This is a genomic window from Halonatronomonas betaini (assembly GCF_015666175.1).
Taxonomy (GTDB): domain Bacteria; phylum Bacillota; class Halanaerobiia; order Halanaerobiales; family Halarsenatibacteraceae; genus Halonatronomonas; species Halonatronomonas betaini.
Window position 1 is genome coordinate 243,974 of record NZ_JADPIE010000003.1, and the last position, 13,357, is coordinate 257,330.

At 36.5% G+C, this 13,357-nt stretch carries 13 protein-coding genes; all 13 read right to left on the bottom strand.

Annotated elements, in window-relative coordinates; all coding sequences use genetic code 11:
• Positions 1 to 58: 58 nt before the first annotated feature.
• The 13 genes from I0Q91_RS06625 to I0Q91_RS06685 all read right to left on the bottom strand — a co-directional run bounded on the left by I0Q91_RS06625 (position 59) and on the right by I0Q91_RS06685 (position 13,334).
• On the bottom strand, positions 59 to 1,327 hold the full coding sequence (locus tag I0Q91_RS06625) for an MFS transporter (RefSeq protein ID WP_270453643.1): 1,269 nt from the start codon (positions 1,325 to 1,327) through the stop codon (positions 59 to 61).
• Between the two features lie 13 nt (positions 1,328 to 1,340).
• Positions 1,341 to 2,084: a class I SAM-dependent methyltransferase gene (locus I0Q91_RS06630; protein ID WP_270453644.1), complete on the bottom strand. Its 744-nt coding sequence runs from the start codon at positions 2,082 to 2,084 to the stop codon at positions 1,341 to 1,343.
• 152 nt (positions 2,085 to 2,236) lie between these two features.
• Positions 2,237 to 3,100 carry a formate/nitrite transporter family protein gene (locus tag I0Q91_RS06635; RefSeq protein ID WP_270453645.1) on the bottom strand — a complete coding sequence of 288 codons (864 nt, stop codon included), beginning with the start codon at positions 3,098 to 3,100 and terminating at the stop codon, positions 2,237 to 2,239.
• Positions 3,101 to 3,242: 142 nt separating this feature from the next.
• Positions 3,243 to 3,677 carry a DMT family transporter gene (locus I0Q91_RS06640; RefSeq protein WP_270453646.1) on the bottom strand — a complete coding sequence of 145 codons (435 nt, stop codon included), beginning with the start codon at positions 3,675 to 3,677 and terminating at the stop codon, positions 3,243 to 3,245.
• Positions 3,678 to 3,726: 49 nt separating this feature from the next.
• Positions 3,727 to 4,473, bottom strand: a complete 747-nt coding sequence (locus I0Q91_RS06645) for an aspartate/glutamate racemase family protein (RefSeq protein WP_270453647.1) — start codon at positions 4,471 to 4,473, stop codon at positions 3,727 to 3,729.
• A 113-nt stretch (positions 4,474 to 4,586) separates the two neighbouring features.
• Positions 4,587 to 6,899: a spermine/spermidine synthase domain-containing protein gene (locus tag I0Q91_RS06650; protein ID WP_270453648.1), complete on the bottom strand. Its 2,313-nt coding sequence runs from the start codon at positions 6,897 to 6,899 to the stop codon at positions 4,587 to 4,589.
• Positions 6,892 to 8,022: an AmmeMemoRadiSam system radical SAM enzyme gene (gene amrS, locus I0Q91_RS06655; RefSeq protein WP_270453649.1), complete on the bottom strand. Its 1,131-nt coding sequence runs from the start codon at positions 8,020 to 8,022 to the stop codon at positions 6,892 to 6,894. The genes I0Q91_RS06650 and amrS overlap by 8 nt, the downstream gene beginning before the upstream one ends.
• Positions 8,023 to 8,178: 156 nt before the next feature.
• Complete coding sequence (gene rd / locus I0Q91_RS06660; protein WP_270453650.1) at positions 8,179 to 8,349, bottom strand: rubredoxin; 171 nt, start codon at positions 8,347 to 8,349, stop codon at positions 8,179 to 8,181.
• Positions 8,350 to 8,434: 85 nt separating this feature from the next.
• Positions 8,435 to 9,148 carry a radical SAM protein gene (locus I0Q91_RS06665; RefSeq protein ID WP_270453651.1) on the bottom strand — a complete coding sequence of 238 codons (714 nt, stop codon included), beginning with the start codon at positions 9,146 to 9,148 and terminating at the stop codon, positions 8,435 to 8,437.
• Between the two features lie 11 nt (positions 9,149 to 9,159).
• Positions 9,160 to 10,203, bottom strand: a complete 1,044-nt coding sequence (locus I0Q91_RS06670) for a peptidoglycan DD-metalloendopeptidase family protein (RefSeq protein ID WP_270453652.1) — start codon at positions 10,201 to 10,203, stop codon at positions 9,160 to 9,162.
• Positions 10,204 to 10,250: 47 nt separating this feature from the next.
• Positions 10,251 to 11,261 carry a M42 family metallopeptidase gene (locus tag I0Q91_RS06675; protein ID WP_270453653.1) on the bottom strand — a complete coding sequence of 337 codons (1,011 nt, stop codon included), beginning with the start codon at positions 11,259 to 11,261 and terminating at the stop codon, positions 10,251 to 10,253.
• 1 nt (position 11,262) lies between these two features.
• The gene (locus tag I0Q91_RS06680; RefSeq protein WP_270453654.1) at positions 11,263 to 12,282 is read right to left on the bottom strand and encodes a M42 family metallopeptidase; all 1,020 of its coding nucleotides are present in this window, start codon (positions 12,280 to 12,282) and stop codon (positions 11,263 to 11,265) included.
• Entirely contained in the window at positions 12,273 to 13,334 is a 1,062-nt protein-coding gene (locus I0Q91_RS06685; RefSeq protein WP_270453655.1) for a M42 family metallopeptidase, read from the bottom strand. Before I0Q91_RS06685 ends, I0Q91_RS06680 begins: the two co-directional genes overlap by 10 nt.
• Positions 13,335 to 13,357: the final 23 nt, after the last annotated feature.

Sequence of the window (13,357 nt, forward strand, 5' to 3'; positions counted from 1 at the left end):
CCTGTAAATTTTCTTATTTCCTAATCCAATTTCATTTAACTATTATAATTTTTCAACTCTATTTCTTAATCTTCTTCAACTGAAATGTAAGAATAAATGATATCACTGAAAATATCAGGAAAAATGCAAATCCCTGCTGATATCCCTGGATTGTATAAATCCTGCTCCCATCAATCATCTGACCGGTCCAGGTTGCATCCAACCTCCAGCCAATCAAAAAGTTAAAGATTATAGTTCCTAAAAATGGGGCCAGATTAATTAAGCCCATAGCACTCCCTTTTAACTCAGGGAATAGCTTTTTAACATTGCCAAATGTAACCAGTACAAATAGAGTAACAGTACCAAAGATAAATAATAGACCTAACAGCTGCCATAGCGGCACATAGCCTCTTCTAATTATCACAAAGTATATCCAGAATAAAGCAGATACACCAGAAGTAAGTTTAAGCATCCTGATCTTGCTCCCTAACCGCTTTTCTACAAAATCTAACATCAATGCACTCACAATGCCACCACTGGTAATTAAAAATGCAAAATTAGCAGCCATATTCCTTGAAAGTTCGTGAACATGGGTAAGATAAGGAACAATCCATAAACCTGACAGACTCATCATTCCCCCTAAGACTGTAAATATTATTATAAAGTATGACCAGAACTCCAGGCTCTTTATTAGACCACCCATGCCTAAAATTATCTCTTTTAAACTTCGCTTTTCTTCCTCGATATCATTAACAGGCTCAAATCCCTTATCTTCAGGCTTATTCCTGACTAGAATCCAGGCTAAAACTGCCAGTATGTATGTTATAACTCCAAATAACACATGGGACTGCCTCCAGGTTAAATATCCAACTAAAATTGAAAATGGAGTCGTAGCCAGCAATGCACCTATATTACCCATCAGTGCAGTCCAGCCAGTAAATTTAGTAAACTGCTCCGGCGGAAACCAGACAGCCACCATCTTTAAAATCGATACAAAAAATGTCGCAGCACCGATGCCAATTAATAAACGGCCAGTTGAGGCCATTATCATCCCATCAGAGATGGCAAAAAAGATTGAGCCACTGCCCATTGAAACCAGGCCCACTGTCGTCACAATCCTGACCCCAAATTTATCGCTTAATATTCCAACAGGGGCCTGTAAAAATCCATAGGCATAAAAATACATCGAGGTCATTGCCCCTAAATGGACAGCAGTCAAATCCATCTCCTGGGCCAGGATATCAGAAATAATCCCCAGTGTATACCGGTGGAAAAATCCAATCAGATAGCCCATCGCAAGGATAAACCAGATTAACATTCTATATTTCTCCATTTTAGAATCAGTCAAACTAAAACTCCTTTCACTCCTTGATACTTACAACCATTATCTCCATTTCATCCATCTTTACAACCTCCCGGTTCCAGTCACCTGCAGTACCGCCCCAGAAATTCTCAACAGCCAGCCCGGCAGCATCATGCATTAATTTCAGCTCAGTGGCCAGAAAACCTTTCTCCTGCAGGATCATATCATCTGGAGCCTCATCGATAATTTCTTTAGCTGGAAAATATTCAACAACATTTACCGGATCAAACCTGCCAGCTTCAACATCCTCATCATTATACTCTCTAATCTTTTTCAGGCCGTTTAAGGCAGTAAGTATAAACTTTCCACCAGGTTTTAGACAGTTGGAGATATTTTTTAATATCTTAATATCTCTCTCCATCGGATCTTCACCTATATTTAATAAACCAAATGCTCCCTCACAGAGACAGACAGCACTATCATACCGTTTTTTCAACTTAAAATCAACAGCATTTGCTTTAATAAATTCAATCTCTAAATTTTCTTTATCAGCAATCTCCCTGCCTCTAGCAAGCATCTTCTCTGAAATATCAATTCCAGTTACTTTATAGCCTCTTCTGGCCAATTCAAGACTATGCCTGCCAGTTCCACAGCCAACATCCAATATAGAATCTCCTTTTTCCAACCTAAATTCTTCTTCCAAAAAATCAACTTCTTTTTCAGTATTCTCAGTAAAAATATTATCCATATATTCTGGAGCATGCTTATCAAAGAAATATTCCCAGCCATGAAATTTATCCATAATCATTCTCCCTCCCAATTATATGATTTATCTTAAATATTAATTCTTCCTCAAGTTTATATTTCCTGCATTAAAAACTAAATCGGCCAGGCATTGCCTGACCGATAAGCATAGAAGGGCGTAATATATATTAAATATATCAGTTATTTTTTCTAAGCAGTTTTTCTGATTCTTTTTAACTTCCGTTTTATAGCTTTTGGCTTTCTTAAAAATACCAGCCAGTATGCACCGCCAACCAGGAAAGCTCCTCCAACTATATTGCCAAATGTTACAGGAACCAGGTTATATAATAATCCTGTCCAGCTAACCCCGGCCAGCCCCTCGTTACCAATAATTGCTGCAACTGCAGCTTCCTGTCTGGCCATAATCGCTGCCGGAAAATAATACATATTGGCAATACTGTGTTCAAAACTACCTGTAACAAAGGCCATAACTGGAACCCAGGCCGCAATTGATTTGCCGACCATATCCTTTGCTCCAATTGCCATCCAGACAGCCAGGCAGACTGCTATATTGCATAAAACACCCTGGAAAAATGCCTGGCCAAATGTCAGACTTGCCTTGCCAGCAGCTATACTAACATGGGCTGCACCTAACTCTCCACCAGATGTATTAAACAATCCAGCCTGATAGATTAACCAGGCAAATACAACTGAACCAACAAAATTACCGAAATATATTAATCCCCAGTTCTTAAGTAATTCCGACTTACTAACTTTACCCTCCAGGGCACCAATAAAGATTAAGTTGTTTCCAGTAAATAATTCAGCGCCGGCAACAACAACTAAAATCAAGCCAACAGGGAAGATAGCCCCCTGTAATAAACTCTTTAAACCATTACTTGCAATTGGAAAATCATGAATTACAACTGTTGATAGATAACCACCAAAAGCAATAAATATTCCTGCAAGCACACCTAATAAAAACATTTGCGATGTATTTCTTCTTACTTTTTTCATACCTACTTCAATTGTCGATTCAATAATCTCTGTCGGACTTAATAAACTTTTCTCCATCTTTCCCACCCCTGATCAATAGTATAATTTAATATAGTAAAATAATTCACATTAATTAGTAAAAAAATTCACTATCCATCTATAATGTAACATAGCTCCAACTATTAGTCAAGGGTTTTTCATAGAAAAAATGAATTTTTTATTAACTCAACTGATACATAATCAACCCGACTATCATCAAAATCAATCCAATAACCTTTGATAGATTAACAGTTGCTATAGCCTCACCAAATAATCCAAAATAATCTATAATAAAGCCACCAACGACCTGGGTCACAATTATAATCGTAATAGCATAGCTAACCCCTAAAATGCTAATACCCTGCATCACAGAAAATATTATAATCGCCCCAAAAACTCCTCCTAATAAATAATATGGCGGAACCTCCCTGAAATTCTCAAACTGCACCTGTCTGCTTATCATCATCAAAACAAATAGGGCAAATAAAAACCCTGATCCATGAACAAAGACATTGGAAGGCCAGGTGCCAACAGTTTCTCCAAGTCTGGCATTAAATACTGATTGTAATACTATAAATAAGCCTGCAACAAATGAATATATTAAACCTTCAACCATTTCATAACCTCTCCTACTATAATTAAAATTTATCTATAATTTCAATCTCTTATTTATGCTTATAAAAAACCTGGTCCGTCTGCACAACTCCTGAATAAACATGGTCTATTAGAGTTATAAAGTCAAATACCGGTAGATTAGTTGCTCTCTGGATTGCCGGGGAATATGGCGGCAATACACTGCATTCCACAAGAAATGCTCCAACCCCCTCTTCATCTACCAGTTCTCTAGCCATCTCAACCATCTCATCTTCCATTATCTCAGGGTCAAGCTCTGGCCTCTCATCAAGGATATATCTTTTAAAGCCTGGTTTATTCTCCATCCCACCGATAACCAGCCTCTCCTGAGTCTCAGAGCTAATTCCAACCCCATCAAAATGTTTTTTGCCAAGTGATTCAGAATTAGCAGTTATAACACCAATCTTTTCCTGACCACCCATCATCCTGTCCATCAAGGGGATCTGTAATAATGATGACATAAAGACAGGAATATTTAAAGCCTTAGCCATTTCATCCTGGAGAACAGCCATAAAGCCACAGTCACCGGTTACAGCCTTTACCCCTGCATTCTCCAGCTCTTTACCTGCTTCAATAAACTGCTCTAACAGCCTGGTCGGATCAGCAAACATCTCAGAAATTGTTGCCTCTTCTATAACCTTATATCTAACTGGATAATCATAACTTAAAGCACAGGCAACATCACCTGGAATAGTTGGAGTTACAGTCTTTAACAATATAATACCAATACCCTCACCAAAGCTTACCTGATTAGTATTTGGAGATTTAATTAAAGCCATCTAAACACCCTCCCAAATTATATTAACCTATTATAAATCTAATTTGTAATTTATTAATTATTTAATACCAGTCACTTATTAATATATTAAACTTTTAATTGGATTTTCCTGCATTAATCAGCTAAAACCCCATAAATCAATAAATAACTGCTTACTTTTATTACAATCAATCCTGAAATTGTAATCACCAGCCCTGTCATTGGAAATACAAAGATTCCAATTATCAAACCTGCAGCCCAGCCACCAAGTAAATCAGCAGTATAAAGTCTCCCGGCTGTACTGCCTGCAGTTTCAGAGCTTTTTAAATCAGGAAGAAACTCTGTTGCCAGTGGAAACTCTGCTCCAGTAACCCCACCAGCCATTAAAGCCAGTATAACACAGATTATAGCACTGATATAAATTGAACCACCAATCAATAGAATATTTCTCAAAATATATATAACAACTATAAATAACAAAAGCAGGCCAACAATCCCTAATTCCAGTCTCTTTAAATAATCTTTAAGAGATACTTCTTCCCCATTTTGGGATTCAATAAACTTATAGGCCAGTCTGCCACCGCCAAACATTCCTCCCATAAAAGCGACAATAAAGAGGCCTGAAAACTGATAAATATGGCCAAAAAGGCTCTGTAAGGCAAACATTATTAAAATATCAAAACTCATTGCAATTCCGCCAGTTGTTACAATTAGATAAGTTAACCTATTTGCATCAGAATTATTAGCCCGTTTAAATAATAGCCAGCAGATAAATAAAATAAAAATACCGGCAATAATCAATCCCCTTATCCCAAAATCTCCGATATTATAAAATATATTTAAATACTCTGGAGCTATCACCCTGGCTCTATTTAACATCCCGTAATAAAATCCACCAGGATTAAAATCTCTATTTAACCTTGCCTCAGTGGCAATTAAACTCTCCGTTAAATTATCAATCCTGGACTGATCAAGCCTGTACTCCAGATAACCTGTTGTAAATCTTCGACCATAAAGTCCTCTATTTCTTAATCTTTCAACATAAACCTCAGCTTCAATACTTAAGCTATCATTAGATGCCAGTATAATATTTCTATCACCAGGTATCAGGTAGGTATTTTCAAAAACATTATCTACTGTCCTATAAAGTGAGCTATTAAGTAATGCCAGCTCACCACCCATATAAGTATACGAGCCTGGTAATGAAAACGCTATAATACCATTATCTTTAAGCCTTTTTTCTGCCAGCTCAAAAATCTCTTCAGTATAAAATCTATTCGTCTGCAATGTCTCAGTATCGATATCGCCAATCTTTATTATATCATATCTATTTTCTGTCCGATTTAAATATAATCTCCCGTCCTGTTCAATTATATTAACCCTGGGATCATCAAACTCTCCCTGAATGATATCGCTATCTCCATCTCTCATTATATCTAAAAGACCAGGATCAAGCTCGGTATAAGTCAGTTCTTCAATCGAATGCTCCAGCAAAAATGAAATCGGGCCACCGATTCCCTGACCAATCATTAAAAGATTTTCAGGTTTTTCATGGGCAGCAGCCACTAAGTAGGCATAATCTTCACTCCAGCTAATATCAGGGTTTGTCAGGCTAAGCATCGGACTCCCATCATAAAGTAATGTCTTTTCACCTTCTCTACTTAAAGTAACTATATTTCCATAAATAGAATTTCTATAATCTACAACCTCTCCCTCAGGCCATAGACCTCTTAAAGAATACTCATGGAGATTATTGGAAATCGGATTAAAAAATATTATAATAACCCCGGTTACAATTATCAGAGATATATTTAATACATACCTGTAGCTAAATAATTTATAGTTATTAATCAACCAGATTAGAATAATTAAATGCAGGATTAATATAATTGTTGTGATTTCTAGAGCCTTTAATCTCTGTGCAAAAATAAAAACAAAAAATAATCCACCTAAAATAGTTCCAATAATCTCTGTCAGATATGCCCTGCTTACAGCCAGTTCCTTTTTCTCCCTTTCAAATAATTCAGCTGCAAGGGGAAAGAGGCTGCCATGAACAATACTTGTCATACCAATAGTTATAAGAGCAGTAATCAGCATCTGAGATAAATTCATGGCCAGACCAGGGATCCGCCTGAAAAGAAAGCCTCCCCCTATCAGTCTGGCCATAATTATTGCAGCTATCAGGCTAAATGGATATATTATAAATAAACCTAAAAATACTGACCTGGAATTTATAGACTTACAGCTGGACAATTTTCCTCCTAGATAAGAGCCCAGCCCCTCCATTAAAAGCCAGTTGGCTATAACCAGACTCAGCGATAGCTCATTCCCATAAAAAATAACCATTAAAACTCTAATTAATAATAGCTGTCCGATCATACCTCCAAAACCGATTAATATAGTCGTTGCAGGCAGCGCTTTACTTTTTTCAAATACCTTTTTAATCATGCCAGACCCCGGAAATTTCTGCTCCACAATCTCCACATTTACCATTGTCCATATTAATTTCATGGATAGAAAAATGTGTCCTATCAATTATCACAGTTCCACATTCAGGACAAATTGAGGAGTTATACATATGCCCTGGAGCATTACCAATTGTAATAAATTTAATACCCTCAGATTTTGCTATCTCTCTACATCTTTCCAAAGTCTCAATTGGAGTCGGCATAAGGTCAGTCATCTGATAGGACGGTGAAAATCTATTAAAATGCACCGGAACATCATTACTCAATTCACTATTTATCCAGCGGCTCATCTCTCTAATTTCATCAGGAGAATCATTTTTCTCAGGTAAAACAAGATTCACAATTTCAAGCCAGGCACCAGATTCATAAATAGTCTTTAAAGAATTTAAAACAGGCTCAAGTCTTGCCTCACATATATCATTGTAAAAATCATCTGTAAATGCCTTCAAATCAACAGTTACTCCATCAATATATTGAAGCAAATCCTTTAATGGTTCTTCATTCATAGCCCCATTACTATGAAAAATAACATTAAGCCCATTTTCCTGAGCCAGCTTTGCTGTATCATACATATACTCATAAAATACAGTTGGTTCATTATAGGTGAAGGATATTGATGGTATACCTCGATTTTTAGCTGCCTCAACTATATCTTCAGGCTCTAAATTCTGTACATTCCTTACCTCTTCAAGGCTTCTTTGAGACATTCTCCAGTTATGACAGAATTTACATCTAAAATTGCAACCGGCAGTCCCAATACAGAGTATCTGGGTATCAGGCAGAAAATGATGCATCGGTTCTTTTTCTATCGGGTCAACATTTACAGCAGCAGGCAGAGAATATACTATATTATAAAGTTTTCCATCATTATTTTCTCTATTCCGACAGAATCCTCTCCTGCCTTCTTCAATATAACAGTTACGGAAGCAGAGCTCACATCTAACATCATTGTCATCTAATCCTTCATAATATCTGGCTTCAACCATATTATCTTCCTTTCTATAGCCGTTTATAGAGTTATCTCCTCTAAACCACCAGTATCCTGCAACGCCAGTAACTCCAACCATGATTCCGCAGAGTTTGATAAAGTCTCTTCTATCCATAACCTTCACCCTCCTCCCGATAGAGAATTTGTATATCCCTTCTCAATATAATTTTATCATATTATTTTTTAATTTTCTAAAAACTTAGCTAAAATAAATCCCCCAAAATAGTAAAAAAGCCGGGAAATCCCGGCTAAAAGTTAAGTAACTATTATTTTAATAAGGTTCAAATAAATCTTTGCCAACACCACAATCCGGGCAAACCCAATCTTCAGGAACATCTTCGAATGGAGTTCCAGGTTCTACAACAACCCCTCCGTCTCCATCAGGATCGCCTTCTTCTGGATCATAAATATACATACAAACTGTGCACTGATATTTTTGCATAATTTCGCCTCCCTTCAAAATTCCATAATTTAAATTAATTATAGCACAAATTACTAATAAGTCAATAATTTAATGCATTATTTTATTAAATATAAATTTCAGTTTTAAAAGGAATCTTCTCTGAAATTTTAATCAGTCTCTCTTTACTAACTGGCTTATATCCAGAAACTGCTGGCGCACGATTTAATGTATTAATATCAACCTTATCAATTTTAAAATCTTTAATCTTATCTACAAGCTCATTGACTTCCCTATCACTGTCATTAACACCCTTTAGAAAAAGGATCTCTAGCCTGATTTCCCCATTAAACTCATTAGAAACAGCCTCAATCCCATCTAAAATCAATTGTAAAGTCAAACCCTCTGCCGGTCTACAAATCTTCTTAAAAGTCTTTTCAGTGCCAGCATCCAGTGAAGGTACAATTAAATCCAACCTTTTAATTTCAGCTCTAACTTCAGCTTTATGTAATAGGGAACTATTTGTCAATAATGCTATTTTATAATCTGCATAATTATCTTTTAAATAATCAATAATCTTTCCAATACCTGAATGTAAAGTCGGTTCTCCTAATCCAGAGAATGTAATATAATCTGCAACTGGTCTTTTTTTCAGGAATCTATCTAGTTCAGAAATAACTTGATCAGTTGGAGCATATTCCTTTCTTTCCAGAGTAAGATTCCGGGTAGTTCCACATTCACAATAAATACAATCTTCACTGCAAATTAGATCAGGCAGAAGATTAATTCCTAAAGATCTACCCAATCTTCTTGATAAAACGACACCCTTAACATATTTCATAACCATTTCTCCTATCTTAAGAAGTTCATAGGATTTTGATGGTTGCCATTCTGATGGATCTCAAAATGCACATGGGGGCCTGTGGCAACTCCACTTGTACCAACTCTTGCAATTGCACTCCCTCTATTAACATTCTGGCCTTCATTAACCAGAATCTGAGAATTATGGGCATACAATGTTTCATAGCCATTGCCATGATCAATTATTACAACACGACCATATCCACCCATCCAGCCAACAAAACTAACAGTTCCTGAAGCTGCTGCCTGTACAGTAGTTCCGTGTGGAGCTGCAATATCTACACCACTGTGAAAATCATTGCGTCCACTAACAGGATGTCTCCGATTTCCATAATCAGATGTAATGTTTCCTTCAACTGGCCAATCAAAATTCGTCGAAGAACTTGACCTCTGTGATGAACTATTTCTTGATGATACAGGTATTACTAATTCATCTCCTGCTCGGATTACATCTCCAGTAATATTGTTATATTCTCTAATTGTGGCAACATCAGTATCATGTTGCCTGGCTATTGTTGATAAAGCCTCACCACTTCTAACATTATGAGTTATCTCTTCTACCTCTGATTCCTCTCCGCCCTGTCCTGTTAAACTACCATTTTCGCCAGGAATGACTAATTCATCTCCAGGGTGAATCGTACTCCCATCAACATCATTGGCTACTCTTAATTCATTTAATGATACATCATGATTAATTGCAATAATTGTTAATGTATCTCCAGGTTGTACAGTATATATGTTATCTTCAGATGAGTTACTATTAAGTTCTTCTTTTAAAGCCTGTCTGGTCTGATCTCCGTAAACTCCATCTACAGATAATCCTGCAGATTCTTGAAAATCCCTTAATGCTTGCTCAGTACCAGCACCAAATATTCCATCAGCACTGATATCATAACCTAAATCACTTAAATTTTGCTGGAGTTCTTCAACGGCTGAGCCTCTATCTCCATTTCTAAGAACCCCTGCTTCAGCTACAGTTGTTATAGCTAAAAGCATAATCATTAATAAAGCTAAAACCTTTAACTTTGACGACAATTCTATCAACCTCCTTTATCAATATTACATGCCTTTATAGTATTTTATTATTTTTTATAGATTTTTGCAAGTTTTTCGCATTCAACAAATTTAATTAATAGATTTGTACAGTCTCTTAAATCATCTAAATCCAGAATTTCAGATGGGCTATGAATATATCTGGTCGGAATCGATAGAGTTCCACTCGGCACTCCACCTCTACTTAACTGAATTGCTCTGGCATCTGTTGCCCCAAATTCCAAAACTTCGTACTGGTATGATATCTCATTTTCTTCTGCCAGTTCAGCAAGCATCTTTTTAATTCCTGGATGGGCAATACTCCCTCTATCCATAACCTTAATGGCTGCACCATTACCTAATTTTACATCCATTGTATGGGCCTCAGGTGTATCTCCTGTTCCTGTAACATCTACAGCCAGGGCCAGATCAGGCTCAATTCCAAAGGCAGCCGGTCCTGCTCCTCTGGTACCAACCTCTTCCTGAACGGTAAAAACAGCATAGATATCATTGATAGAATCATCCATTTCTTTTAATAATGATATTAAAACTGCACACCCCGCTCTGTCATCCAGGCTATTGGAAATAACTCTTTGACCGTTATTATTAAATTTCTTCTGATATACTGCTACATCTCCAATACCAACTGTCTCTCTGGCTTTTTCTTTGTTTTCAGCACCTATATCAAGAAATAATTTATCCAATTTTAAATCTTTATATGAATCCAATTTCTCAACCCCAACTGTACCAACTGTCCCATCTTCAAAAACAAAATTCCTATTTACAAGATGTTTCGGGTTTACCCCACCGACAGTTGTAAATCTCAGGAATCCATCGTCATCAATATGGGTTATCATAATACCAATCTCATCCATATGGGCTGCCAGCATTATCTTTTGACCCTCGCCATTGCCCTTTTTAATTGCAATTAAATTACCCATATTGTCAACCTTTAATTCATCAACATAACCTTCTATTTCTGTTTTAATTAATTCTCTAATATTTTTTTCCTGTCCAGCAGGACCAAATCCAGCAGTTACTCTTTCTAATATTTCCAGCATTCTATATCCCCTTCCTTGCTAATCTCTCTAAATATAATTTTACCAGTTTGTTCATTTTATTATAATCATCTAAATCAATTAAAGATAATGGCGAATGTATATATCTGCAGGGAAGTGAAATCACAGCAGATGGAACTCCTTCTCGGCTTAAGCTGATTGCACCTGCATCATTTCCACCAGCATCAGTTCTCCTGAATTGATAATCTATACCATTATCTTCAGCAACCTCAATTAAGCCAGTAAGAATATTTTTATCGGCAATTACAGTTCTATCCATTAGAGTTAAAGCAGGACCTTTGCCAACTGAAGTTGAATATCTATGCTCTTTATTTTCCGGAACATCAGCTGCTGTGGTTCCCTCTAAAACTAGAGCAAGATCAGGTGCAATATCAAAAGCAGCAACACCAGCTCCTCTCAGTCCAACCTCTTCCTGAACAGTAAAGACAAAATATACTGGCATATCAAAATCATATTCAGTTAACTCAGCAATAATTGAACAGCCAACTCTATCATCAAAGGCCTTACCAATTACTCTGCCATTTCCTAATTCTTCATATTTAGTGGAAAAGACTGCAACATCCCCTAAATCAACATGCTTTTCAGCTTCTTTTTTGCTATTTACCCCAATATCAATATAGAGGTTATCAAAATCAATAGGTTTATCTCTTTCACTCTTTTTCTGGAGATGAATAGCCTTGGCTCCAATCACACCTGCCATTTTATCTTCACCGACAAGCACAGGTTTGGATACTAAAACTCTTTTATCAATACCGCCAACTGGTTGGAATTTCAATAAGCCATCACTGGTTATCTCAGTTATCATAAGGCCAACTTCATCCATATGAGCTGCCAGCATAACTTTTGGCCCATCTTTTTCTTTTCCCTTGCTGGCAATTAAGTTACCCATTTTATCAGTATATATCTCATCAACATTATCCTTGATTTCTTCTCTAATTAAATCTCTAATCTCTTTTTCTCGACTTGATATACCGGTTGCATTAATCATCTTCTCTAATAACATCTTAATCCCTCCAGAAACTCATCATCAATTGCCGCAATACTGCTTGCCAGCAACTGTGCACCATATTTAACATCATTTAAAGATATTAACTCTACAGAGGTATGCATATACCTTAAAGGTATGGAAATTAAAGCAGTGGCCACACCACTTCTTGCTATCTGCATTCCTGCTGCATCAGTTCCAAAAGGAGAGTTATTTGTTTCTATCTGATATGGAATACTCCTCTTTGAAGCTTCATCTTTTAATAATGCAAAAATATCCTGATGTACCTGAGGTCCTAAAGCTATAGCCGGGCCATCATTCATTTTAGAAGCCTCACTATTATTAACCCCTGGCATCAGGCCATGACAGACATCTATTGCAATACCCAGATCAGGAAAAATATCATAGGTAGATGTAATTGCTCCCTTAACACCTATTTCTTCCTGAACAGTGGCAACAAAATATACATCAATCTCATGGTTTAATCTCTGTAATTCTTTAGCTGCCTCTATCATCATTAAAACGCCAGCTCTATCGTCAAGAGCTTTACCACTAACATAATCATTATGTAATGATAAAAGTTCTCTATCCATTGAAATTACATCACCAATTGATATTATCTCATTTAATTCTTCTTCTGAATAACCTGTATCAATATATAGTTCATCAAGCTTATAAGCTTTGGAATCCATATCTTCAGCAGATAATAAATGAGGAGGCATTGCTCCAATAATCCCTGTAATAGATTCTTTCCCATGGACCTTGACTTTCTGTCCAGGTAATGTTCTAGGATCTATTCCTCCAACTGTTGAAAACTTTATAAAGCCATTTTCATCAATCTTTTTCACCATTAGGCCTATTTCATCCATATGGGCTGCCAGTAAAATCTTAGGAGGATTCTCTTTATCAGAGTTCCCTTTTTTAACAGCAGCAAAGTTTCCAAGTTTATCTATCTGAAAATCATCAACAAAATCTTCAAATGCCGATTTAAGTAATGGTACAATATTAGTTTCATGCCCTGTTACAGCAGTTGTTTCACATAATTCTTTAATTAATTCTTGACTATTCATAATTTTAATATCACCCCATCCAA